This window comes from Schaedlerella sp. (assembly GCF_056796775.1).
In genome coordinates, this window is record NZ_JBQIKP010000004.1 from 19178 (window position 1) to 43919 (window position 24742).

Consider the following 24742-nt stretch of genomic DNA (forward strand, 5'->3'; position numbering starts at 1 on the left):
GGATTCAAATACATTCCCATCACCGATCACGCTCCTCAATTCCGTAAAACTCCCGTCAAGTGTTCACATTATAACACAATCTTTGATATCTGTCCTCTATTTGTTCTTGTTCATTCCCAGCTTCCTTGCACATGAAAATTTATCCTGTGTGTAAGGTAGCGGTAATTATCGTGAGTTATACTAGTACTGTACTGGCCTGTGACCGTGCAGCGCAGTGCACGGCCCAGGAGTCAACAGTAACATACCAAGCGTCACTTTTGCCCCGCCTTCCTCCCCATTCTCCATCACCAGATATCCCCCCTGGCCCATGGCAAACTGCCGGGCCGTGTGCAGTCCGATCCCATAATGCACCTTGCTGCTCCGGCTTTTATCTCCCTGGTAAAACCGTTCGGCGGCATATTTCAGATCTTCCGCTGAAAATCCCGGCCCTTCATCCGTAACTACCGCCAGCAGATACGCCTTCCCTGCTTCTTCCCTGTTGGAAAACGCAATCCGTATCCCTTTCCCAGGGGGGCTGTAATCCAGCGCATTGCTGACAATATTCTGAAATGCCCTGATCATCCGGCTTTCACTCCCTCTGACCATGCCCCGCAGCGGGCCTCTTCTGAACGTAACCCCACATTGCCGCGCGGATGCCAGAAGCCTGGCCTGCTCCTCCATTTTCCCGGCCAGCGCTTCACAAGTGATCTGCCGCTCTTCGTCATCCTCCTGTGCGCTGCCGTTTTCCATCTCTGTCCGGTCTGCCTGCAGAATCTCATGCAGCATTTCCAGATATTCCTCCATGATCGCCACGCTTTGCAGGATATCCCGGTTATACTCCTGTTCCTCCTCCGCAAGCTCCCCTTCCGCCAAAAGCTCCGCATTTCCCCGGATGACCGTCAGCGGAGTCCTGATATCATGGGCCAGCGCCGCAATCTGCTCCTCTTTGCCCTTTTCCAAATTCCATTGCCGATGCAGGGAGCTTTTCAGGGCCTCCTTCATCTGATACAGGGAATCCAGCACTTCCTCCACTTCCTTCAATTCCGAATGCGTCCTTTCAAAATCCAGGTTCTGGTTCCGGATTTCTCCCGTAACCTCATTGAGCACCGCAAGCCTTGCCCCCATATCTTTCCCAAAATGCCGTGAGACCACGAACGTATGCAGCAAGAACAGAACCACATATCCGATCACCAGCAGAAAATCCATCCTGGGAACCCATTTTCTAAGAAATGCGTTCCGATACAGCATAGTAATCCTGTAGTTTACAATGCACACCTCCCCCTTATCCCGTTCCAGGAAACGCAGGTACCCACTGCCATCGGTATAGGCATCATTCTTTTCATAGTGCTCCCAGGCCACTTCCCTTAGCTCCCCGGAAAACGTACCGTACCGCCAGCTTCCATCTGTCTTGTAGACTCCGAAGGTGCACTCCGGAGGTATCATGTTCTCTGTGACTTCCGAAGCCGTCCGGATCTCTGCCGCCGTTTCATTGAGCCAGAGCTCCGCATAATTGGCCGGAAGCACCTCCCCAGACGCCTCCAGCGCGATAAAGATGCAGACCAGGATCAGAAGCCACATCAGCGCCCCTCCTGCCAGCAGGCAGATATATCTCAGAAAAACATTTGCGATTGTTTTTTGTCCTTTTCTCCTCATCCCTGTCTCCATCGATATCCGATCCCCCACACCGTCTCAATCGGCTCCAGCCCTGCCTTCTGGCATTTTGCCCGAATATTCTTGATATGCTCGGTGATCACCGAATTGTCGCTCTCTTTCTCATAGCCGAAGACATGCTCATAGATCTGCTCCTTGGAAAATACCTGGCCATGGTTCAGCGCAAGGTACTCGCAGATCGCATACTCACTCTTTGTAAAATCCAGTTCCTCATCCTTGTACCGCACCTTTTTCGCCTTCAAAAGAAACTGCACGCCGCCCACCGACACCGCCTGCTTTTTCTCCCTCGTCTCCCGCCGCAGATGGGCCGCCACCCGTGCCCGAAGCTCTCCGATGCCGAAGGGCTTGGTAATGTAGTCGTCCCCTCCCACGCCCAGCCCCTTCATGATATCCGCCTCTTCCGTTTTTGCGGTCAGAAACAGGATCGGGCAGTCCACCGAATCCCGAATCTCCCCGCACAGCGCAAATCCGTCCTTCCCCGGCATCATGACATCCAGAAGGATCAATTGATACTCCGTGAGTTTCAGCTTTTCAAGCTCCTGCGGATCTGACACCGCCGTCACATGATACCCTTCCCTTGCCAGCGCGTTTTGAATCAGCCTTAAGATATGTTTCTCATCATCCACTGCCAATATATTAATCATGACACTGCCTTCCTTCATAATAATGATACCACAGGAAAATCATTCCCCACAGCGCCGCCGTCAGAACTGCGCCGATTCCCAGGCTCCGGGATACAAATCCGGCAGGCATCGCCTGCCCTTTCCAATATAATAGCAGATATCCGCTCCATCTGCTACCCCAGGAGCAGGGAAAAAACTGCCACAGCCCTTCCCCCAGCCCGGTCAGAAACAACGCCGCTGTGAGCAGCTCCGCTGTTCCGACACACATAGAAATGGTTTTGGAAAATGCCAGATTCAGGAACAGATGAAGGAGGTACAAATTGATTCCTCCCAGCCACAGCACCCCCACCATCCCTGCATATTGCGCCGGTGTATAGACCGACCCTCCTGTCATCATCCCGAAGCCCGCCGCAAACCCTCCCACTGCCAGCAGCAGAGCCCCCAGCCCCAGCACCGCCAGCACCGCCCACTTTGCCAGCAGCGCGGCTTTTTTATGCACCATCGCCCCGAGCATCGTCTGGAAATGCCCCTGTTCCTCCATTTCCACGGACAGGGAGCAGACTACGCTGATGATCAGCGGAAATGCAATGGATAATACCTGGATGTACCCGGATACCTTCCCTTCGTCACTCCACCCTGACCAACTGTAGTACATCAGGAACACCACAATCCCCAGCAGAGGAACCAGCAGATGAATCCAGGTTAAAAGGGTATGCCGCACTTTCCAAAATTCCGCTTTTATGAGCCGCAGCAGTTCCCCTTGTATGCTTCTATTCACTTTTGCAGACCTTCCGGATTCCCCGGGCTGCTCTCTTTCTGTCCTTACATGCTCTTTTAATTTTTCAGGCGTCACTTCTTCCTTTACAGAACTTTTTAATTCCCCCGATCTGTTTACATCTGTCCTCACAGCTTCCATCATCTCTCCACCTTCCTTTCAAACCACCTCCGGCTCAAACGCCAGAAAAGAAAGAACCAGATAAGCGATGCCGCGATTCCCAGAGGCAGCCCCGTCCGTTCCATCAGTTCCGGTGAATAGGTCATGCTTCCCGGTTCTGCTACCAGCCCGTTTGGCAGTATCCCCAAGATTATACACATCATCCGGGACGCAATTCCTCCCGGAAGCACCCAGAAATAGGGTTTCAGCGACAGTTCGGCGGAGCACAGAACCCACATGCCCATATGGAGAAGCACCATAGGAAATGTCCCTATAGCCTGCTGCAGAAACAGGCAGAAGGGAATCTGCCACAATGACACTGTAAACAATATCAGCACCGCAAAGATCTGCTGTCCGGGTGTCAGGCTGATCCGTAATACTCTGTGCAGGATCTGTTCCATTCCGATACCGGCAGCCAGGGTCACGCCTCCCAGCACCAGCAGGGCTGTTCCCATACAGCGGATGCCGTACAGGATCTTTCCGTCCCATATGTTCCCCGGCTCTGCCGGCAGCGTCCAGATGGCCCGATTCCCCAGCTTCTTATCCCTGTTTCCCACTGCCCCGCACAGGAACGCAGCCATTCCCGGGAACAGAACTGTATACCACCAGTTATAGCAGTCGATTGTAAAATAATCCCAGGTCAGCATGGCCGACAGTGCCACCACCGTCAACGGCATGATCCAGCCCAGCTTCCCCGCGAAGGTGTGCCGGTTCTTTAAACTCTCCGCAATATAATATTCTCTCATCTGATCTCTTCTCCTTCCAAATATATACCTGCCAGTTTCTCTTAACGCACAGTCTGTACATATGATTTCGCGCCGGTTCCTAAGCCGCCCGGTGCTTCGCCGCAATCTTCATAAATAATTCCTCCAGATGTCCTTCCTCCGGCATTTCTCCCTGATAACCCAGCATCCCGTTTGCGATGATCCCGATATAGTCTGCAGTCTGGGCGATCTCACTCAAGATATGGCTGGACACGATCACCGTGATCCCCTCCTGGGGGAATCTCCGGATCATTTCACGCAGCTCCTGAATCCCGATCGGATCCAGTCCGTTCAGCGGTTCGTCCAGGATCAAAAGCCTCGGCCGGTTAAGCAGCGCGATCCCAAGTCCCAGCCTCTGCTTCATCCCCAGCGAAAATGCCCCCGCCTTTTTCTTCCCTGTATCCGCCAGATCCACCAGTTCCAGCACTTCCCGAATCCGGACGTCCGATATTCCCAGGATCAGCGCCCGGACTTTCAGATTCTCCCAGGCCGTCAGGTTCTCATATACCGGGGGCGTCTCCACCAGCGCGCCGATCTCTGCCAGATCCTTCCGACTCCATGGATGTCCGTCAAAAAGCACCTTCCCGCTGGTGGGCCTAAAAATCCCTGTCAGCATCTTAAGAATCGTCGATTTTCCCGCCCCGTTGGGGCCAAGAAGCCCGTATACACAGCACTCCGGCACCTGCAGAGACACGCCGCACACTGCGGAATGCCCCCGGAACTCTTTTGTTACACACTCTGTTTCTAAAATATGTTTCATCATATTCCATCCTTTCCTTTATCCTCTTTCATCGGGTACTTTGTAATAGCAGTTGAGCACTCAGCCTATGCAGTAAAATCTTCTGCTTCATATCCGATTACATATATAAGGATAAATTGGAATTATGAAGAATTTATAAGGAAATGAAAAATCCGCTGTTCTTTTTTCTATATACGGCCACCAAAAAAAGAGTGCCAAACAGTCAACACTCTTTCGATATCGCCAGTCTTTTTTAAGTCTACTACCGCCCTTTATACCGTTTTATATGACACTTCTAAACGGACAGCTATTTCGGACAATGAAATCATTTACGCTATTATAAGCACTAAAACCCTTATGTTTACAGTGATAAGGAAGTATAGAAACTAACTTATCATTAACACGGACAAACAGGGGCTACAAACAGAGAGCCAATTACCGCAAAAAAATTCCAGTTTTATATCTTGATTCTCAGATCTATCTAGGAACGACCTGAATCTAATGATGAAGCAAGCCTCTTCTTAGCCCTGTTAATAGATTGTTTTAGTTTAGCCTCAAGCAACTTCATGTCTGGAAGTTTTGTCATATACTCCGCAACTCGTATATTACTTTCATCGAGTCTCATCAGTTCAATATGTTCCTCATTTTTACCAGAACACAAAATCAACCCTATCGGCTGATTTTCCCCTTCAACCATTTCGTATTTTTCCAGCCAACGTAAATAAAGTTCCATTTGTCCTTTATGTGCCGCTTCAAACTTTCCTAATTTCAGGTCAATAGCGACCAGACACTTCAGTCTTCTATGAAAGAATAACAGATCGATATAGTAGTCTTCATTATCTATCGTAATTCTTTTCTGACGAGCCATAAACGCAAAATCAGACCCCAATTCTATAATGAACTGCTGCAATTCTGCAATAATTGCAGATTCCAAATCCTTTTCAGAATAAGTATCCGTAAGCCCCAGATAATCCAAAAAATATGGATCTCTAAACACTAAATCCGGAGTCAATTTATTTTCTTCTTGCAATAATGACAATTCCTGAACTATCAGCTCATCCGGCTTTCTGCTAATAGCGGTTCTCTCATACAGCATAGAATTAATTCTATCCTGAAGCGTTCGAGTATTCCAATGGTTCATTTTGCACATTTCGATATAAAAATCTCTCTTCAACGGTTCATCTATATACATTAATGCTTTTATACATGTCCAATTTAATTCTCTCCGCAATGCGGAGAATTTTTCGTCATAAGGAAATGTAATCGCTAAATGCACACAATGCCGCAACTGTTTTTCGCTCCATCCACGTCCATACTCTTGCGTCAACTTTTCTGATAAATATTTTATAATCTGCTTTCCATATGTTGCACGTTCATTATTAAGTATATTTTCATTAATATGACTTCCAATTTTCCAATACAAATCTGTGATCTCAGAATTAACAATGAAAGCAACTTTATTGCGACTATTATCTATCAACTTTTTGATTTCTAAATAGAGCCTATTCTCATATTTAGCAAGTTCCATAAATCCTCCAATTCTCTCCGCAGTGCGGAGAATTTTTTCAGGTATTCGATTCCTGTCCCTTTAACTGCTGCTTAGTGCTGACACTCCGATAATGATATTCGACCTTATAATTTACTGGATAGTTGTTCGGAATGACACAAATTTCAATATTAGCCTTTCTATCTTCCACCAGCGAATTCATCTACAATAATGCCCAAAACATCTCAAAACCATATTAGAAATGTCCTCAAGCAGCTTTTCATGCCACAATTCGTTCCATTCTTCCAGAAGTAAACCGTCCCTTTCTCTAAATATGACCTTATAAATCCCTGACTATCTCAGACCAAATATTGTTTCTTATCCTCCATAAATTTTTGATAATCAATCTCAATATACATCCAGTCAATCAATGTTGGTGCTATACCTCTCTGCGGTTTCGTCTTATGAAATTCCTTATAATACTCTCCCCGCTTATACAGCCAGTCACTGTTATAATGAAGTCCTAATCGTTTTAGATATTCCTCCATTTTTTCTGCATCTTCATCCGATTCTGTCATAGTGGTAGTACTCCCCCTGTCCTGACAATGTTCTATAATATTCGCCATAAGGTTTTTCATCTCTGCTCGTTCCTGACCTTCTTTTTGAATAACAAATCCATCTTTTTTAGAACATTTATTTTTTCCTATACATTGCTTCACATATATTTTTTCTTCTAGGATTGGGATATGTGCCACAATTGAAAAAGCATCTACCATTGACTCTATATTTGGACTGTTTTTTTCATGATAGGGACTGATATCACATACTAACAATGCTTGTTCCTTTTCTCCTAAGGAATCGGTATTAAAATCTTCACCTCAAACCAGTTCGAGTTCAGAGCAGCCATCACAGAGCCGTCATATTTCCTAACTGTACTTTGGATACTCTTCATCCCAAATCCATGGAGACGCTTATCTTTTTTTGTAGTCACTGGCATGCCTTTCTTAAACTGAATCTGTTCCGTACAGTAATTTTCCGTACAGATTCGCAGAAATTGCTTTTCCCGAACCACATAGAGACGGATCAGCCGCATCCGCTCATCCGGAAGCTTTTCCACGGACTCTATGGCATTGTCCAGCATATTTCCAAACAAGGCACTGACATCCATATCATCCATAAAGAAGAGGAGATCCCCTTCTACCACGCACTTCAGTTCAATCCCTTTCCCCTGGCAAGCCATGCTTTTGATAGTAAGGACAGCATCTAACACTTTGTTTCCTGTCTTGTTCTGCACTTCATAACTTTTAATCTCCCGTTCCATCTGCTCCAGATATTCCACGGATTTTTGCGTTTCTGTCTCTGCCTTCAGCAGTGTGATCTGATGCTTCAAATCATGATATTTCTGATTCACCATATCAATATTATCCTGTGACATCTGATAACTTTTATACTGCATTTCCATGATATTCTGAAGGGTATCCATTTCAAACCGCATCTGCATCGCACGTACCTGGATATGATAGGCATAAAGGAGACAGATCCCGCAGAAGTCCGTCAACGTACGGATAATAAAGATATCCCTGCTCATGGCGCTGCTGAACAGCCATTCCGTATCCACATAACTCATATTGCTGACACTATATACCATAAGCACAATCACAAATACGCTCAGCAGTTCACGGCCGGTAAGCCGAAGTTCCTCAATATCCTTGCGCAGATGCCGCTCCAGAAAATAAATCGCCGCATAAATAAGGCCATAGACCAGGACCATTTCTCCAACGCGCCAGAAAACCTGATAATCCTTTGGAATATCGAACGCAAAGTTATAGTAGATCTGCCAGCAGAGGGATGCGGCAAACTCCGCATTGATCAGCACTGTAGCCCCGTAATATCCTGTTTCCCTTAACGTAAAATCACAATTTATCCGTATATATAAAAGCACCAGAAAGATGATCAGCAGCATAGACGGTATGAACAGGAACTTTGCCACGCCGTCTGTCAGATACATGAATACCTGCAGGATCACAAATGCCGCCGCATCTCCTGCCCAATGTTTTTTTTGCCGCGGCTTATCGTGATAAATGAAGATGATCACAAATGCGGACATCCAATAGGCAAATGCATAGTAATATCCCGGTGTATTCAAGATTTCCGCTCCTTTCATCCCCACTCTCCATTCATATGTGCATTTAGCGCGTCCAGAAATGCATTCCGCCTGCCCCGGCTCATGGCAAGGACATCACCGTTCACCGTAAGATCGTTTCCACGGTAATGCTCTACATAATCCAGATTCACTACATAACTCCTGCTGCAGCTGAAAAAACGTTCATCCAGCTGGCTTAGTGTATCTTTCAGCGTTCCCCGGGCCTCATAAATTCCTTCGGTGGTATGATACAGCAGAAGATGATCCAGCACCTCCACATAACAGATGCCGGAAATATCCAGTTTCATTTTTCCTCCCTTTGTGGCAACCACGACATATTTTTTCTCCGATGTCCCAATCCGTTTCAGTGCCTTGTTCATGGTCTCCGTAAATGAAAAATAGGAGAGCGGCTTTAACAGATAGTCCAATGCATTTACTTTATAGCCCTGGATTGCATACTGGGGCATATTTGTAATAAAGATCAGTTCCACGTCCGGATCCATTTCCCGAATCCGCCGGGCCGCACTCATGCCATTCATAAAGGTCATTTCAATATCCATCAGTATCAGGTCATATTTTGCCATATACTCTGTAATGATGTCCTCGCCGTCCGAAAATTCGGTCACCTCAAACCGCCGCTGGGTTTCCTCTTCATATCTTTTCAGACATTTTTTCAGCCGGGCTTTATCATGGACGTCATCCTCTACAATCGCAATGTGTATCATACACTGTCCCTCGCTGCAGCCATTCTTATGCTAGATCAAAAGAAATAAAGTCAAAGCTTCCTCTTCCTTCATATTTGAAAAACAACGCCTGCTTTTCTCCAGGTGCTTTCAGTTCCGAGACAAAACCATGCACATCTTTTGTCGGTTTTACCTCAATCTTTGCCACCGGCTCCTGATTCTCCGCAGTACGGATATAAACCATGCCAGAGGCATTTCCACGGATATTAATCCTGATCTTGGAAGTTTCTCTTAAGTCAAAATACTTAAACCCTGCCACCGCGCCGTCATCCATGTTCGCAATATACTGGTCATCTCCTGATTCACGGTCTTTACCGTCCTGAGTAAAGTAGGGGTAGCCTCTCTTTGGATGCTTGATCATGCTTAAAAATCTGGTTCCCTTTTTTCCATATAAATTACAGGCGATATAACTGGGATAATGCCCTTTTCCAGACAGCGGCTTTCCGTTCAGCCCGCAGGATGTCAGTTCCGCCTGATAAAATTTTCCGTCTTCGAAACGAATTTTCTCCGCGCAGGCCTGTCTGGAAGACTGCTTCCGGTTGCTGTGGCGATGATAGAATATATAATATTCTCCATTGATCTCAATAATACTCCCGTGGGTATTTCCCGTATAATTTTTTGCATGGTTCACGTCTGTCACGCCCGGCATTCCGATGTCTCCGTTGCTGACCAGAATCCCCCCGTACGAAAAACCGCTGGTGGGATTGTCACTTGTGGCATAGCAAAGTTCATGGCTGTTCAGGGAACTGTAGATAAAATAATAGGTTCCATTGAATTTACGCATGGAACTTGCCTCTAAGAAAGGATGTCCCTCATAAGGGGTCCCGGGCGCTTCCTTCTCTCCTGCAATCCCAATATACACAGGGCCTTTTTTCACCGTCAGCATATCGGAAGGATCCAGTTCAAAGCACATGGGGCCATGCTCCGTCGGTTTAGAGCCGTCCAGAAGAATGGGATTCCCCGCCAGCGCAAAACCGCTGTACATATACAGCCGTCCGTCGTCATCCATGAAGATTCCCGGATCGAACTGAAATGGTTCATTCTTTTTGCCTACAGGCACGTCATCCTCATATTTTACATATCCATAGAATTCATACTTTCCTGCCGGTTCATCGCAGACTGCCACAGAGATCATCTTTGTGCCGCCCATGAAATAATACAGATAGTATTTTCCGTCCGGCCCCTGTACCATATCCGGAGCCGCCAGCCCATTCGTCAGGCGGATCCTGGGCGCCGCCGGATCCTGCTCCCTCTTATAAATACAGCCCTCATATCTCCAATTACTTAAGTCCCCGACCGGGGCAGACCAGCACACATAGTCCCCCAGGCAAAAATTCAGGCCGTTGAACAGATCATGGGAACCATAAATGTAAACACGGCCATCCACAATATGCGGCTCAGCATCCGGTACATATTCATAACTTGGCAGATACGGGTTAAATGCTTGTTTTGTTTTCATCTTAGAACCTCCACTCCATTTTATCTGTTATTTCGTGTTTCGTCCACGCTTATAATGGATTATTATAACTTTTTTTTCGACTGATGCTTTTTCCTGACGTAAAACGTCATTTTTCTAACGTGGATTGTGCCTTGATCCTTCCTGCATACATGGACCAAAAATAATTCAGCCGATAATCCGGCAATACCTTGTCTATTACATAGATATCCGCATCTGTTCCACGCAGTAATCCCTGCCCCGGACGGATTTCTGATGGCTGTTCATTTTCAAGTATGATCGCCTGTAACCGGCTGCAACCTTCAAATGCGCCGTCCTCAATCAGTGCAACCTCCTTCGGTATCGTGATAGCCTGGATGTCCTCATTTCCCGCATAAATATCTGCATACAGTATTTCTGGCTGTTCCTCCAAATCTCCTCCCGTATCCGCCGGCATTTCCGGTTTATTTGGAAATTCATATGCCGTCTGCGTACTTTCTCCCAGCATGGCTTTTATATCCCGAATACATTGGATCGTGTTCACAATCTTCCCGCTGGAATTCAGATGGAAATTTGTATCATAAAACCATTCCGCATCCATTACACTGTCATTCGGGTTCCCGATGACCGGAAAAGAAAGCTTTGTCTGTAGCGCTTCGTAATATGCGGACATATCCCCTGGCACTACTGCCAACGCATTGACCGGACAGAACCGGTACCAGACTTTTGCCCCTTGTTTCTCAAGCTGTAAGGCATAGGTATTCATATACTCTATAAACTCCTCCTGCCAGACATCGTCTGTAAAACGAACTGGAGTGTTCCTGTCGTATCCTTGCGGCATGATATTCTGCCCACACAGCTTTGTGTCAATATCTCCGTATGCATTAAACGAATCCTTCCGATATATCCCTTCCGGCTCAGGCGTTGTCCCATGTAAATGATAACGGAATTTGTCTGCCGCAAAACCCGGCAGCGTCCCTAGCATCTGCCCCCAGTTCCCGCGTTTGATCTTGAAAAGCAGCGAAAATTCCCCGTCCGCCGCCTGCCACATGGCTTCTCCATTAAAATAGTCCGAAAGAGTCTGTGCCTCCTGCTCCGGCGACAGGATCACAATGTCATTTTCCCGAGCGGATCCCTCAGATAAATCCAGCATCACTTTCGTTCCAAGCCCTGCATACATCCCGAAATTTACAACCTGGTACTCCGGGAATGCCCCCTCCAGCATCGAACTGTCATAGCCGAAAGCAATACCGCTCCCTCCCGCCAGTATGATACGCTTCCCTTCGATTTCCTCCAGACGCCTGCATTTCTCTCTCAGTTCACCTAAAAATGTTTCTTCGTACCTGGCAGGCAGACAGAGGGCACATACAATGAGAAATACAGGTATCGCAAGAAGAAGAACCCATGTTATGATAAGTACCGCTTTTTTCGCTGTCCGCTCCATGTCCTTACCCCCGAATCCACACTTAAAACCTAAAATAAATAAAAGAATTTCCTCTGTCCGCCGCGGCTCCAACCAGCCAGGAAATGGCAATCGCGTTTACCATATAAAATCCAAGAAATGATACTTTTACGGTCTCTTTTAATGTCCTGGCCCTACAGATTGTATCCGGCATCTGTTCCACAAGCAGCAGGCAGCCCAGCGCCAACGGCAGGAGCAATAAATCGATTCCTTGTATCTGCATGGACTGCAGTGTCTCTAAGATTCCCAGATCCGCAAAGTGGAACAGGATCTGCCCCAGGACCTGCCCTGCCTCCCTCATATTCTCTGCCCGGAAGAAGATCCAGGCAAAGCAGACAAATCCAAATGTAACAAACCGGCCAGGCAAATACATGCCGCTTTTGGACGGATAGACTTCATTCCACAATGTATACGCTAAAAAACAGACTCCATGCAGCAGCCCCCAGGCTGCGTAATTCCAGGACAGCCCATGCCATAACCCACTCAGCAGGAAGACCACCATGATATTTCTGCAGCGGATCAGTTTACCGCTCCTGCTGCCTCCCAGCGGAATATACACATAATCCGTAAACCATTTTGTCAGGCTGATATGCCATCTCTGCCAGAATTCCCGGATATTTTCCGCCCCATATGGATTATTAAAATTTTCTGTCAGACGGATTCCCATCATAAGCGCCGTCCCCCGCGCAATATCCGTATAGCCGGAAAAATCACAATAAATCTGCCCCGCAAAGCATAAAGTCCCAAGGACTGCCCCAAGTCCCCCCGCCTCCCCCGGCGAAGCATAGACAACATCCACAAAAACCGCCAGATAGTCCGCTGCCACCAGTTTTTTATAGAAGCCCTTGAGCATAAGCCAGCCCCCATCAATAATATCATTTCGATTCCAGACCTGTACTTTTTTTAACTGCAAAAGAAGTCTTTCCGTCCGTTCAATCGGTCCGGCGACCAACTGAGGAAAGAAAGAGACAAATAATGCATAATATCCAAAATGCCGTTCACATCGGATCTGTCCGCGGTACACATCCAGCACATAGGCCAATGTCTGGAATGTATAAAACGAAATTCCTACAACCAGAAAGCCTTTTCGCTTCCAAATCACCAGACACCCCAGACAGCAGACAAGAGCTAACAGCATCCACAATCTAATCTCTTTTGCCCCCGCCCCTTTCTCACGTCGGATTCTCTCCATCTGTAATGCGGCCGTATAGGATACCCCTGTAGTAAACAAAAGCAGCGCCCCTGATCTGAGGCTCCCGTCCATATAGAACAGGTAGCTTGCCGCTAAAAGCAGGATCCATCTTCTATGTCCCGGCATGATCCAATAAAGAATCAGGACCGCCGGAAAAAAAGTGATAAATTCCAAAGATGTAAAATTCATATATTTTCCTCATTTTTCACGGCCGGTCCGCTCTGCGGCCCGATCGCCTTCTTCACGTTTCTCTTATTGCCCGCCCGGACGACCAGCAGGCTCACAAAGAGCATCAAAAGCACCCCCGCCAAAATTTCCTGAAGTTTAGCGCCGCAGACCAGCGCATACAAAATTCCGGCCACAGTAAAAAACTCACAAATAATGCAAATGATTCCGATCTTCATTTCTCATCCTGTTCCTTTTCCATTTCTTCTTTCAATTCCTGAATGATCCTCCTGGTCCGGATCTCCACCCCTTCGGTAGACAGATGGTTATCCGTCCCATACAGATACACCCCGGAAACCAGAGAATCCTCCAGTTCCGTGATCACCGGCACAATTAGGTTCTCCTGAAAATACTGATGCAGCCGCGCGCGTTCTTCGGGTGTACTCTCCTCTGACACGGCATACTGGTTACGGGGCGAATATGTAAAATAAACGTCAGCCCCTTTTTCCAAAAACTGCTCATACACCGCATTTAACGGCTCAATATACTGTCCCTTTGGAAACGCATTGACTGTATAATGCACCGGAAGGCCATAGATTGGCTGTTCTTCTGCAGAATTTGGCCGATACAGGCAATAGTCCCCATATTCGTTATAGCTGTCTTCTTCTACCGGAATACCATCCTCATCATAATGAGACGCAGAGATTTTATAATTTTTCTTTTCCATTCCTTCCCGCCCGGCATTGTAAGAAGAAAATGCGGTAAATACCTGCTCAAAATCCCGGATATCCAGCTTTGTAAACACATCGTAACCTGATTCCATCATGGCAAATGTGGCGTAATCCAAAGCTTTCTGCCCGCAGAACTGCCGGTTGCTGGCATCAAATTCCGGCGCGTGGATCAGAATATCTCCTTCCCGCATACATTCCAGAATCAATTGCAGCTGCGGAAGCGCCGGAGTATAGGCAAACACTCCCATGTTCACCACCTCATACTCTTCAAACGCCTCATCGATCATAGCGCTGTCATAGCCGAACCGGGTAGAAGAACCTGAAAACAATACGATTTTTTTCTGATCCTTCAACTGCAAAAGCCTGTCATATTTGTCCTGGAAGGTGTCAAAATAATTTCCGCTATATACCGGCGGCTCTATTGCATTGATATGCAGCGTTTCAAACTGCCCGCATCCTGCAAATGCATGATCGCTGATCTTGGAAATATCATCATAAAGATAAAGTTCCTGCAGCGATGCACTTTCAAACGCTTTGTTTTCCACTTCATAGATTCCCGGCGGCAAAATCACTCTTCTGCAATCCACACCTGCAAATGCCCCTTCTGCGATCCGCCGTACCTTCTTTCCATCCAGTTCTGCCGGAATACAGATCGTATCTTCCTGCCCTTGATAATCTATAATCCGTGCAAATTCTCCTTGTTCTTCATACTCAAAAAGAGCCGCATCTGTCCAGGGAACCCACTGCGCATAGAGTAACATCCCCTCCTGAGTATCCACCCTGCTGCCAAGCCCGATCTGAGTCCCGCTCCCGTCCTGCTTTGTATTCCAGCCAATCAGCGTATAGCCGGTCCTCTCAAATAAATCTGTACCAATCGACGTATTCGGCCGCAAATGGGAACGCACAACAGCAACCGGGACTTCATCCCCGCCGCCATCCTCCCCATATCCTTCATCCGCCATATCCCTGCTTTCACATCTGCGGCCCCCATTGGCATGATACCGGATGACCACATCACTTTTTTCAACCCGAGCCTGCACAGTCTCGGAATATCGAACGTCATACAGCGTCAAAGTAAGCGCTCTGCCATCCCCATCATATTTCACGGAATAATTGTGGGCAGCACTTCCTGTTTCCCTGTCATCTCCATATTTCACATTTTGCAGTTCATATCCATCCTCCAGGATCATCTCAAAAGACGCATCCTTCCCCCGTTCCACCGTCAGGGCACTTTCCTCCACAAAAAAACCTTCCCCTTCTTCCAGCACAAGATGGCAGAAATCCTTTTCTTCCAGCGCCCTTTTGCCGCATCCCATGACACCAAAGGCAATACAAACCCAAAGGACACATGAAACAATATGCCGTTTTCTTTCCATTGCGCCCTCCTCTATCCGTAACTGACTACTACAAAAATGCAGCAGATGGTACTCCATCCACTGCACTTAAGACATTATCCCACTTCCCGTTCTTTCCTCTTCGCAATCTGCGCCTGCTCCTGCGGCAGATTCTTTTCCACCGTAAACAGGAAGATCAGCACCGCGCAAACCGCATAAGCAGCAGTCTCCACCCAGATATAGCTGATCGAAATCGCATTCTGCACTGCCGCGCTTTGTGCCGCCGTCCCCAGCGCCACATCCGCATCCTGCACATATCCGCTGAAATTCAGGACTGCGCTGAAGATGGAATTACAGATTGGAGTCCCTGCTACCATGATAGAACTATAGATAGACATTGTCAATCCATCGGTACGCATCCCTTCCTTAAACTCAATATGGTCGATCACATCTGCCAGCATTGCCAGAATCACATAAGCCGCCGGAGAAGACCCCAGGCATTTCAGCGCAACGCCGGCTGCTACCGGCACAATGCTTCCGTTTCCCAGGCCGGCGATCAAACCGCCTGCCACACCGATCACCATTCCGATAAATACAACCACTCTCTTGCTGAATTTATTGCACAGCGGAACCACGACCACAACTGCCAGAGCCATCGGAATCGCCCCCATAATGCTCAAAAGAGACTGGGAAGCCCCCCATGCATCGGCGGAGCCAAAAAAAGTATTATCCAATACCCATTTACAAAAGAAGGACATGGAGCCATTTTTGATGGCGCCGCTCCACTGAAATACAAGGTAGAACAGAATTGCGGTCCACCACATTTTCTCGCTTGCAACGGCTTTCAGCTGTGCGGACAAGGACACGGATTCCGCCGCTTTTCCATCCGGTTCTTTCCCACCGGACGCCATAAGTTCCTCTGTCACACGCTCTCTGGTAAACATAAACTGCAGATAGATGGTCAGCGCGGAAAATACGGCAACCGCCAGCATAACCATAAACCACAATGCCTGATTATCTTTTAACGCAAAGGACACTAAAATCGGAAATACCATGGAGCCAAATCCCATAACGCCCAGGCCCGCCACATTGGTAAAGGAAGCCAATGCGCCCCGCTTCTGGCTGTCCCTTGTAGACACCGGCACCAACGTAGAATTTGCCGTATTATAGATTGGATACGCCACTGCATAATACAAGTTGTAGGCAATGGCAACCCAGACCAGCTTTGCCGCCCCTTCAAAGGGAACAATGAACATCAGGACGCTGGCCGCCGACAGGGTCAGCGCGGAAAGCAAGATCCAGGGCCTTGCCTTTCCGGCAAAGGTTTTTGTCCGCTCGATCAACTGTCCCACGATCAGGTTTGCCGCTACGATCAGAATGGTGGAGAACAACTGCAGGGTTGTCAGAAACGTCAGATCCAGACGAAGAACATCCGTAAAATAATTTTGCAGGATGCTGGTAAATATACCGGATGAAAGCAGCGCTCCGAAAGGGCCGATAAAATAGCCCAGAAGCATCTCCGGTGTCCTGACATCCGAGGCCGTAATCCTGGAACGAGTCAGCGGACTGCTCCAAAAATCATTTTTCTGACTGCTCATATTTCTTCATTCCTTTCTGGAACTGCAGCGGTATTACCGTGCAGTTCCAAACTTCCATATTTATGCTTCTTTCACAACTTTAAAGAAGGAACTGATCATCACCAGTAATAATGCGATCACGCAGCAGGCCATGGCAACAATGGCATTGTTCAGGTCCGCCATATTTTCTGCATTGCTTTCAAAGGTCATAATGGAAGCCGCGCCCGCAATCCTGCTTCCGATAAACTGGATTGCCGCAACAGCCGTCAGGATTCCGCACACTACCGGGATCGCGTCCAGATACGCTTTCTCACCCTGCTTCATGGATAAAGCCAGCATCAATGCTTCCAGCACCACCGCAGCCACAAGGCATGCAGCCACTGTCGTGTCAACGCCCATATTTGCAAAATAATTTGTCTTACAGTTCTGCAGATAAAGGAACAGTGATACGGCAGTCACGATCATCGTCAAAACTGTCAGGATATATCCGATACCAATCTTTCTTTTCTCGCCCATCTCATTTTCCCCTTTCCTACTGCTCTTTCTTCTTCATTCCAAGAAGATACATTGCGATGCAAAGAACTGTCAGAATGCCAAATCCGGCTCTCAGGCCCAATACCAGGTTGTCATACCATGTATTGACCTTTTCGATGTGGGTACTGGTAGACATACCGTCCATTGCATTGGAATTCGCCAGCGCATAATTCTGATACAGCATCACCTGTTTCAAGTCTTGAAGCAGAGTCTCGTCCTGGCTTACATTTTCCACGGTCCAGTAAGGCCATTTTGCAGAGACTGCCTCGATATTGTTGTCACCTGTATTACAGGTCATGGTCACGCCGTTATGTACGGCCTCTTTTAATACCGTATAATTCGGGTCCTGAATGAAGTCTTCCGACATCAGGCCTTTGAAGCCCCATTCCTTATGGAGAATGTTCAGGAGCAGTCCTTCGTGGGCATTGCTCTGTGTACATCCCACACGGTTATAGGTGGACATCACACCCAGGGCGCCTGCCTCTTCGATACAATCCTGTGTCCCCCTGAGTTCATTTTCCCTTGCCGCCTGTTCGGTCATAAACGCGGCAATACCGGTCCGGTTGATCTCCGTATCATTAAATGCCAGATGCTTCGGCGCAATAATGGTTCCGTATTCCTGTCCCGCGGCAATGAATGTGGAAGCCTGTCCTGCTGTCAGCACTGCGTCTTCTGAAAAATACTCATGATTTCTCGCATTGTACGGTACACGGTGAAGGTTCGTGCCTGCCCCCCAGAAAATCGTTGTATTTGCCCACAGGGAATAGTTTCCGATCACCTTGCCCCATTCTTCCATGAGCTGTTTGCTGAAGGTCTGCCCCATAACTGTGCCATTTCCCATAACCCCCATCCTGTAGCCCAGGTTCGGGTCATCCGGATCGACTGCACAGGGGTCGCCTGTGGAAGCATCCTTATTGGCATATTGTCCCAGAGGATAGGAGTTAAAACCGTTCGGTCCGTCGTTCTGAATGACCTCAGGAGATACGATGGATTCAATGATCTTCGTGCTTGTTCCGCCAAATGCAGTACGGATCAAAGCCTCTTCCAGTTCAATCTGGTCGATCAGCTGGCTCCACCGCTCGTCTTCAATATCTGTCACGCCCTTTAAATCAGCCAGTGTCAGGCCATTATCTGCGCCGAATATGACAGACTCAGGGTCGCCCTGGGCCGTAATCTCACGGATGTCATTGTCCATAATATCCAGCATCTCATCCGTCGCCGTCAGATCCTGATAAGTCTTCGGCCAGGTGCCCTCCCAGTCATTTCTGGTCAGATAGGTGACCGTATCAGGCATATAGTAATTCAGATCTGCGTCTGCAAGCTGGTTTTCTACCGGAGTTCCGTTTAATGTCACCGCAAAAGATTCCGAATCAAAGTTGTCTAAATCCCATGTCTTTACATTTCCCTCGTCCCCGTCTGCTGCCGCGCCCTGTGCCGCAAGCACATTATTGACCGCCTCATGCGCTCCGTTTCCTACGGTAAAATAATAAGTTCCGTCATCCAGAATCCAGTTTCCCGCAGTCCCTGCCTCATTTTTGCAGGTGGAATCCCAGCTTGCCATATCCTGCGCGTCTGCCGTGATGGTCACCTTCTCGGATTTACCCGGCTCAATGAGATCTGTCTTTTCATAATCCAGAAGCTGGATTGCCGATTTTTCTACCAGATGCTCTTTGTCATATTCGGTATATGGAACAGATGTATAGAACTGTACCACATCTTTTCCCGCAACGTCACCGGTATTCGTCACTGTTACTTCTGCGGTCACTGTTTTGGAATCCAGATCTACCTCCACACTTTCCAGTTCCTGCTCAAAAGTCGTGTAGGACAGCCCATAACCAAATGGATAAGAAACTTCACTGTCATAATCCCATGCGCCGCCTGTGGTACTTCCTGCTTTAGAAGCAGCATTTCCCTGCCCGAGCACCACATCCGCATAACGGGTCTCGTAATATTTATATCCCGTGTAGATCCCTTCCGCCTCTACCTCAAAAGAATTGGTGCTGGTAGACGGATCCGGGTTTGTCCATGCGAAATTGCCAAAATTCTGTGCCGCGGGAGAATTTGCATTCTTCACAACATAGGTATCCGTCAGATGGCCGGAAGGATTTGCCTCCCCGCTTAAGACATCTGCGATTCCATAGAAACCATATCCTCCCGGCAGGCCGATCTCCATGATCGCATCCACACCGGTATGATTCTTGATCTCGTCAATTTCCATGGCGTTTGCGTTATTCAGAAGCACGATCACTTTTCCGCCGTTTGATTTTTTCGCCTCAACTGCCGCATTGATCAGATCACGTTCGTCATCGGAAAGTCCCAAAGGATCTGTCTGGTTCAGATTCTGTGACGGGTCTACGCCCGTCTCTCCCGGCAGATAGGTTCCGTTTTCCGTAGAAGAACGCGCAATGGTCACCAGCATCACATTGTAATCATCCATACTGTCTTTCCATGAAGGATCCGTACTGTCCATGATTTCCTGAGACGGCTCTTTGCTGGAAAAAACACCGTCTGTCGCCGGAGCGGTAATGTGGTAATATTCCATGATATTTCCCCACATATCGATCTCTGTCTTAAAGCTCGATTCCAGACCTTTGTAAAGCTCCTGCAGTTTTTCATTCATGCCAAAGCCCTTTGCAGACAATGCCTGTACAAAATCTACCGTATCTGCGTCTGTTCCGCCGTTGTCTGTTCCGCCCCCGCCATTGGCTGTCAGGGAACTTCCCATATCGCCGCCCTGTACCGGATAATAACTGGAAAAGCCCAGCAGGGAAATTTTCTGTGTCTCGTCCTCAGTAAGCGGAAGGGCATTGTTTTCATTTTTCAACAGGACCGTGCCCTCTTCACTCATACGTTCCCCCAGATCTTCGATGGAATCCAGAAGTTCCGTGGTGCTGGAATAATCCGACTTGTAAGTATACAAATCTTCTCCGTCCTTATTTTCCGTGATCATCATGCTGCTTTTCGTTCCAAGGAATTTGTCAATGTCCGTGCGATAGCTGTCTACGAGCGGACCTGCTGCCAGAGAAACCGCCAGCAATGATGCCGTGCAGGTGGACAAGCCCCGCCAAAGATTTTTTCTGTAACTCATCTCTTTCTCTCCCTTTCTCTTTTTGATGTAAGGATTATAGCATGTCTTTTTTCCGGCAGATGGCCAGGAACGTCAGCTGCACTTTTTTTGACGCGAATGGAGGGGCCGGTTATTTTCGTCCAAACTCAAAAGTCCCCTCTGTTCGCTGTATTTATGGATGCTCTTTTGCCCTTGCCATTATGTCCAGCAATCACTTTATATATTTTTATTTACACAGAACCTCTGCGGTATGGCTCCCCCGGCTGTCTTCCACCGTTACGGTTACCACACCGGCTTCCCCGGCCCTGACAACCGCCATGGCCTCCCCATAATAGGTGTCCGCCGTATCCTGCGCGTAATTTCCTTTTACATATGCATTTGCACTGCCAAGCCCCATCAGGACTCCGTTTTCCACAGATACCTTCAGCCGCTCCCGCGCCATCGGCTTCCAGATCCCTTCTGCATCTGTATATTGGAGCGGAATAAACACAAGCTTCCCTGGCTTTACTTCCTGCTGTTCCGGACAAATCCTGAGCCGGATATCTTCCCCTGCTGTTTTCAAAGTCCGGCGGCCGATGATCCTGCCCATGCTGTCATAGGAAACCGCCGTAATTTCTCCATCCTCGTATTTTGTTTTAAATACCCTTCGGCATGTATTTTTATAGCTTTTTCTGCCCACGGCCTGCCCGTTCACCAGAAGTTCCACTTCTGCGGCCCTTGCGTACACTTCCACCGTGGCTGTCTGCCCCTGACACCCGTGCCACGACCAGCTTTCCAGCGCCTTCGTCAGCTGCCACCCGGTCAGGTTCAGCTTCTCCTTCTGGTATACCGGGTTGACCGCAATGAGCGGCCCCTTTTCCCGCTCAAAGGCGACTCGGGTAAATGCGGCCTCTGCCCGTGGTTTTCCGAGCAGATCCACACGCCCGTTGCCTCCGGTCATGCGGCAGGCCGGATTTTCTTCTTTATAGTCCGAATATTCTGCGGCTCCGTCACCCGTCTCTCCGATATAGTCCATACCGGCCCATACAAAATCTCCCAGAATGCGTGGATTCTGTTTTGCTTTTTCCCAGAAAGAATATGCATCCTTGCAGAACGTCTCTGTTCCCAGAATCAGACGGTCTGGATATTTTTTGAGGTCATGAAGATAGCGGAAGATGCCGTAATTATAACCTGCAATATCCATATTGGCAAATGCGTCTCTGGTTTTTAAATCGCAGTGGTACAGCGTGGCTCCGCATTTCATGAAATAGTCCCCGGCAAGGCAGGCCAGAGTATTATAAAATTCACTTCCCACCGGTTTTTTCTTTTTTTCCTTCCCTGCATCTGTTTTCTTTCGTGCTGCCTGAGCATTCTTCTCCGCCGCCTGGGCGTTCTTTTTTGCCTTGTCGTCACTGTAAACCCCAAAACCGATGGAACTTAAAAAGTTAAAGAAAATATTGATCCCGCAGGTTACCGGCCTGGTGCTGTCCAGAGAATGAAGGTACTGGGTAAACTGGCCTGTCAGCTTTATTCCTTTTTTCTGGGCAGTCTCCGATACCTCATTTCCTGTGGAATACATAATGACGGACGGATGGTTGTAATCCTTTTCCACCATATCTTTCAGATCCTGCTTCCACCAGCGGGGGAGGTGAACCACATAATCATGCTCTGTCTTGTGGATATACCATACATCCACATATTCATCCATCACCAACATGCCCAGACGGTCACAGGCATCCAAAATGGCTTTGGAGCAGGGATTATGGGCGGATCGCAGGGCATTGTAGCCCTGTTCCTTCAAAATCCGCACTTTCCGTTCCTCTGCTTCCGGGAAGGCACATGCCCCCAGGATTCCATTGTCGTGATGGATACAGGCGCCGCGGAGGATAACACGTTTTCCATTGATGGTGAGGCCTGCATCTTTGTTCCACTCCAGAAGCCGGATTCCAAAATGCTCTTCCACAACGTCTTCCCCGAATGTCACTTTACAGCGATACAGATTTGGAGTATCGCAGTTCCAGAGTTTTGGAGACGGAATCTGCATCTGGACAGAAGCTTGAGATTCGATTTCCAGTTCTTTTACTTCCACGCACTTTTCGCTGTCATCAAAAATCTCAATCTTCACTCGGCCATTGATACTGGTTTTGACTTCCGCCTCTATAACAGCAGGTTCATAACTGACGGTGCGGATCCGCACACCGTTAACCGGAATGTGCTTTTCCTCTCCAATCCAGAGAAATACCGGGCGGTATATTCCGGTTCCCGGATACCAACGGCTGTTGGGCTGATCCGAATTATAGGCGGTCACGCAGATTTCATTTTCCTCACCGTAAAGCAGCGCATCTTTTGTATCCACATAAAAGTTGGTATAGCCGTAGGGACGGGACAGAATCTTTTTCCCATTGAGAAAGACCTCTGCATTATGATAGACTCCTTCAAATTCTATCAGGATCTTCTTGTCCCGGTCATCTTCTGATACAAAAAATAATTTCCGGTATTCATAGTCTCCGCCCTCAAACCACCCGATATTATTCTCTCCCTTACTTGCCTCTGTACGGGCCTCTGACCACATAGCGTCATGAGGCAGAGCCACTGGATACTCCGCCTCGTCACGTGTCAGGCATCTACAGGTCCAGCCTTCGTTAAAATCCACTTTTCTCATCTTATGCTTCCTTTCCTGTTTCCTTTTCAAGAACCATAGGAAAATATCCTGTACAGCTTGTTTTCATTATTTCCCTATATTTCCATAGTGCCCGAATACATTTCCTACATTATTTATGCAGGACCCGGTTATCAAAAAGTGTAACATAACCATGAGATGAAATACAAATTTACACGCGAATTGTCTGTTTTTTAACGTTAATGTCGTTACATGTCACACCCCGACCAATCACCACGCTGATTGGTCGGGAGGATGCACATAAGAGCTGGTATTCAGGCCGTCCATTGCCGTAGGCAATTTAAAATGACGGCCTGAGTTACAGGGCACGCCTGGTCAAGGTGTGACCTGTAACTTAATGTCACCTGGCCTGAGAACTCGCTTATCCTTTTGCCGCCCCGCCCGTGATCAAACCGCGCTGTTCCGCGCGCCAGCTGACAAAGCAGGCACATCATTCTTCTCTATGTGAAACCCCATACCACGACCAGAACTTCTGACCGCCTTCATTTCCAAGCTGTGCCATTGCCACCGACACCATCTGGCTGTTCCAAATAATCCCGCAAACAAATTTCCTCCCAAATAGTACCTCATTACATGGGCAACATATTCCGGATCCCCCTCTTTTTATAGTCATTTTCTGAAAATTCTGTTATAATGTATTCATAGAAACCGATATTTTTCCACTGCAGAAATCCCGCCGCCCGCGGTTTTTCTGCACACCAAGGTATCCCGATGCCATGCAGCCTGCTGCGCGGCACGGAAGTGAAAGGAGCCCTGTAATATGACAAAACGAATCATTACCATCAATCGGATGTATGGGAGCAATGGGAGAAAGATTGGAAAGGCACTGTCGGACGAGTTGGGAATCCATTACTATGACAAGGAACTCATCCGGATTGCCAGCGAAAAGGAAGGCATCCCATATGAAGAACTGCAGAAAGTAGACGAAAAGCGTGCCAGTCAATGGCGTTATCCTCTGGACGAACCAATGCAGATGGCGCCCCAATACCGCTTTTATCCCATGAATGACGTACTGTACCAGGCCGAAAGCGAAATCATCCTCTCCCTTTCCCAACGTGAGGACTGTGTCATCATCGGGCGCTGTGCCGGACATATCCTGGAAAAGCAGGCTTTGCGCGTGTTTATCCACGCCCCCTTCGACTTCCGGGTATCAACGGCTGCCGAACGGATGGATATTCCGGAACGGGACGCACGTGTTTATGTAAAGAAGATGGACAAAGAGCGGCGCAATTATTACGAGTATTTTACAGATGAGAAATGGCTGGACATCACTTCTTACGATCTGTGCATCGACAGCAGCCGATTTACGGAAACACAGGCTGTCCAGATCTTAAAGGCCGCCTATGAAGACCGCTACTGCCCTGAATCTGCTGCAGGCGTCAGCTGATTGAACATACATACGATCAAAGCGGCAGCACAAGCGTCCGCCTGCTTTTCCGTATCCAAAAGCATTTCCAAAACCTGTATCCGGGATCTGCACGCTTCTGTAAAAGAGCCTGCCCGG

At 47.9% G+C, this 24742-nt stretch carries 19 protein-coding genes and 1 pseudogene; 1 reads left to right on the forward strand and 19 read right to left on the reverse strand.

Translation table 11 applies throughout. The annotated features are described in order from the left end of the window. Positions 1-180: 180 nt before the first annotated feature. The 19 genes and pseudogenes from ACTOY7_RS03225 to ACTOY7_RS03315 all read right to left on the reverse strand — a co-directional run. Positions 181-1632 (reverse strand): sensor histidine kinase, encoded by a 1452-nt coding sequence (locus ACTOY7_RS03225; RefSeq protein WP_482671810.1) that lies wholly within the window; start codon positions 1630-1632, stop codon positions 181-183. Further along, positions 1629-2294 carry a response regulator transcription factor gene (locus ACTOY7_RS03230; RefSeq protein ID WP_482671811.1) on the reverse strand — a complete coding sequence of 222 codons (666 nt, stop codon included), beginning with the start codon at positions 2292-2294 and terminating at the stop codon, positions 1629-1631. The genes ACTOY7_RS03225 and ACTOY7_RS03230 overlap by 4 nt, the downstream gene beginning before the upstream one ends. Further along, positions 2287-3192: a lantibiotic immunity ABC transporter MutG family permease subunit gene (locus tag ACTOY7_RS03235; protein ID WP_482672420.1), complete on the reverse strand. Its 906-nt coding sequence runs from the start codon at positions 3190-3192 to the stop codon at positions 2287-2289. The genes ACTOY7_RS03230 and ACTOY7_RS03235 overlap by 8 nt, the downstream gene beginning before the upstream one ends. Beyond that, positions 3189-3953: a lantibiotic immunity ABC transporter MutE/EpiE family permease subunit gene (locus ACTOY7_RS03240; RefSeq protein WP_125126199.1), complete on the reverse strand. Its 765-nt coding sequence runs from the start codon at positions 3951-3953 to the stop codon at positions 3189-3191. The genes ACTOY7_RS03235 and ACTOY7_RS03240 overlap by 4 nt, the downstream gene beginning before the upstream one ends. Positions 3954-4032: 79 nt before the next feature. Next, the gene (locus ACTOY7_RS03245) at positions 4033-4734 is read right to left on the reverse strand and encodes a lantibiotic protection ABC transporter ATP-binding protein (RefSeq protein WP_300886427.1); all 702 of its coding nucleotides are present in this window, start codon (positions 4732-4734) and stop codon (positions 4033-4035) included. A 457-nt stretch (positions 4735-5191) separates the two neighbouring features. After that, positions 5192-6238 carry a PDDEXK nuclease domain-containing protein gene (locus ACTOY7_RS03250; protein WP_482671244.1) on the reverse strand — a complete coding sequence of 349 codons (1047 nt, stop codon included), beginning with the start codon at positions 6236-6238 and terminating at the stop codon, positions 5192-5194. Positions 6239-6555: 317 nt separating this feature from the next. Next, a complete protein-coding gene (locus ACTOY7_RS03255) occupies positions 6556-7029 on the reverse strand; it encodes a hypothetical protein (protein ID WP_482671243.1) in 474 nt (157 codons plus the stop codon). 17 nt (positions 7030-7046) lie between these two features. Further along, positions 7047-8360 (reverse strand): sensor histidine kinase, encoded by a 1314-nt coding sequence (locus ACTOY7_RS03260; protein WP_285823857.1) that lies wholly within the window; start codon positions 8358-8360, stop codon positions 7047-7049. After that, positions 8357-9064, reverse strand: a complete 708-nt coding sequence (locus ACTOY7_RS03265; RefSeq protein WP_004082751.1) for a LytR/AlgR family response regulator transcription factor — start codon at positions 9062-9064, stop codon at positions 8357-8359. Before ACTOY7_RS03265 ends, ACTOY7_RS03260 begins: the two co-directional genes overlap by 4 nt. A 25-nt stretch (positions 9065-9089) precedes the next feature. After that, positions 9090-10541 carry a family 43 glycosylhydrolase gene (locus tag ACTOY7_RS03270; protein WP_004082753.1) on the reverse strand — a complete coding sequence of 484 codons (1452 nt, stop codon included), beginning with the start codon at positions 10539-10541 and terminating at the stop codon, positions 9090-9092. Between the two features lie 106 nt (positions 10542-10647). Continuing rightward, positions 10648-11961, reverse strand: coding sequence for a hypothetical protein (locus tag ACTOY7_RS03275; protein ID WP_482671242.1), 1314 nt, complete (start codon positions 11959-11961; stop codon positions 10648-10650). Positions 11962-11983: 22 nt separating this feature from the next. After that, positions 11984-13360, reverse strand: a complete 1377-nt coding sequence (locus tag ACTOY7_RS03280) for an MBOAT family O-acyltransferase (protein WP_482671241.1) — start codon at positions 13358-13360, stop codon at positions 11984-11986. Then, the gene (locus ACTOY7_RS03285; protein WP_160281562.1) at positions 13357-13575 is read right to left on the reverse strand and encodes a hypothetical protein; all 219 of its coding nucleotides are present in this window, start codon (positions 13573-13575) and stop codon (positions 13357-13359) included. Before ACTOY7_RS03285 ends, ACTOY7_RS03280 begins: the two co-directional genes overlap by 4 nt. Further along, positions 13572-15443, reverse strand: coding sequence for a leucine-rich repeat protein (locus ACTOY7_RS03290; RefSeq protein ID WP_482671240.1), 1872 nt, complete (start codon positions 15441-15443; stop codon positions 13572-13574). The genes ACTOY7_RS03285 and ACTOY7_RS03290 overlap by 4 nt, the downstream gene beginning before the upstream one ends. Before the next feature lie 74 nt (positions 15444-15517). Further along, positions 15518-16999 carry an MFS transporter gene (locus tag ACTOY7_RS03295; RefSeq protein WP_004082762.1) on the reverse strand — a complete coding sequence of 494 codons (1482 nt, stop codon included), beginning with the start codon at positions 16997-16999 and terminating at the stop codon, positions 15518-15520. Positions 17000-17059: 60 nt separating this feature from the next. After that, positions 17060-17494, reverse strand: coding sequence for a hypothetical protein (locus ACTOY7_RS03300; protein WP_482671239.1), 435 nt, complete (start codon positions 17492-17494; stop codon positions 17060-17062). A 16-nt stretch (positions 17495-17510) separates the two neighbouring features. Next, on the reverse strand, positions 17511-20600 hold the full coding sequence (locus ACTOY7_RS03305) for a glycoside hydrolase family 3 C-terminal domain-containing protein (RefSeq protein ID WP_482671238.1): 3090 nt from the start codon (positions 20598-20600) through the stop codon (positions 17511-17513). 205 nt (positions 20601-20805) lie between these two features. Continuing rightward, positions 20806-23220 carry a glycoside hydrolase family 2 TIM barrel-domain containing protein gene (locus ACTOY7_RS03310; protein WP_482671237.1) on the reverse strand — a complete coding sequence of 805 codons (2415 nt, stop codon included), beginning with the start codon at positions 23218-23220 and terminating at the stop codon, positions 20806-20808. Between the two features lie 451 nt (positions 23221-23671). Further along, positions 23672-23835: pseudogene (locus ACTOY7_RS03315) on the reverse strand (CHAP domain-containing protein); the annotation flags it as partial. Positions 23836-23998: 163 nt separating this feature from the next. Here ACTOY7_RS03315 and ACTOY7_RS03320 point away from each other — a divergent pair. After that, complete coding sequence (locus tag ACTOY7_RS03320; RefSeq protein WP_482671236.1) at positions 23999-24625, forward strand: cytidylate kinase-like family protein; 627 nt, start codon at positions 23999-24001, stop codon at positions 24623-24625. Positions 24626-24742 lie beyond the last annotated feature (117 nt).

Bases quoted from the DNA above. Each gene is read 5' to 3' on its own strand.
- ACTOY7_RS03225 (WP_482671810.1), bottom strand. From the start codon at position 1,632: ATGAGGAGAAAAGGACAAAAAACAATCGCAAATGTTTTTCTGAGATAT.
- ACTOY7_RS03305 (WP_482671238.1), bottom strand. From the start codon at position 20,600: ATGAGTTACAGAAAAAATCTTTGGCGGGGCTTGTCCACCTGCACGGCA.
- ACTOY7_RS03290 (WP_482671240.1), bottom strand. From the start codon at position 15,443: ATGGAAAGAAAACGGCATATTGTTTCATGTGTCCTTTGGGTTTGTATT.
- ACTOY7_RS03235 (WP_482672420.1), bottom strand. From the start codon at position 3,192: ATGATGGAAGCTGTGAGGACAGATGTAAACAGATCGGGGGAATTAAAA.
- ACTOY7_RS03300 (WP_482671239.1), bottom strand. From the start codon at position 17,494: ATGGGCGAGAAAAGAAAGATTGGTATCGGATATATCCTGACAGTTTTG.
- ACTOY7_RS03250 (WP_482671244.1), bottom strand. From the start codon at position 6,238: ATGGAACTTGCTAAATATGAGAATAGGCTCTATTTAGAAATCAAAAAG.
- ACTOY7_RS03285 (WP_160281562.1), bottom strand. From the start codon at position 13,575: ATGAAGATCGGAATCATTTGCATTATTTGTGAGTTTTTTACTGTGGCC.
- ACTOY7_RS03295 (WP_004082762.1), bottom strand. From the start codon at position 16,999: ATGAGCAGTCAGAAAAATGATTTTTGGAGCAGTCCGCTGACTCGTTCC.
- ACTOY7_RS03320 (WP_482671236.1), top strand. From the start codon at position 23,999: ATGACAAAACGAATCATTACCATCAATCGGATGTATGGGAGCAATGGG.
- ACTOY7_RS03265 (WP_004082751.1), bottom strand. From the start codon at position 9,064: ATGATACACATTGCGATTGTAGAGGATGACGTCCATGATAAAGCCCGG.
- ACTOY7_RS03260 (WP_285823857.1), bottom strand. From the start codon at position 8,360: ATGAAAGGAGCGGAAATCTTGAATACACCGGGATATTACTATGCATTT.
- ACTOY7_RS03275 (WP_482671242.1), bottom strand. From the start codon at position 11,961: ATGGAGCGGACAGCGAAAAAAGCGGTACTTATCATAACATGGGTTCTT.
- ACTOY7_RS03310 (WP_482671237.1), bottom strand. From the start codon at position 23,220: ATGAGAAAAGTGGATTTTAACGAAGGCTGGACCTGTAGATGCCTGACA.
- ACTOY7_RS03245 (WP_300886427.1), bottom strand. From the start codon at position 4,734: ATGATGAAACATATTTTAGAAACAGAGTGTGTAACAAAAGAGTTCCGG.
- ACTOY7_RS03240 (WP_125126199.1), bottom strand. From the start codon at position 3,953: ATGAGAGAATATTATATTGCGGAGAGTTTAAAGAACCGGCACACCTTC.
- ACTOY7_RS03280 (WP_482671241.1), bottom strand. From the start codon at position 13,360: ATGAATTTTACATCTTTGGAATTTATCACTTTTTTTCCGGCGGTCCTG.
- ACTOY7_RS03230 (WP_482671811.1), bottom strand. From the start codon at position 2,294: ATGATTAATATATTGGCAGTGGATGATGAGAAACATATCTTAAGGCTG.
- ACTOY7_RS03270 (WP_004082753.1), bottom strand. From the start codon at position 10,541: ATGAAAACAAAACAAGCATTTAACCCGTATCTGCCAAGTTATGAATAT.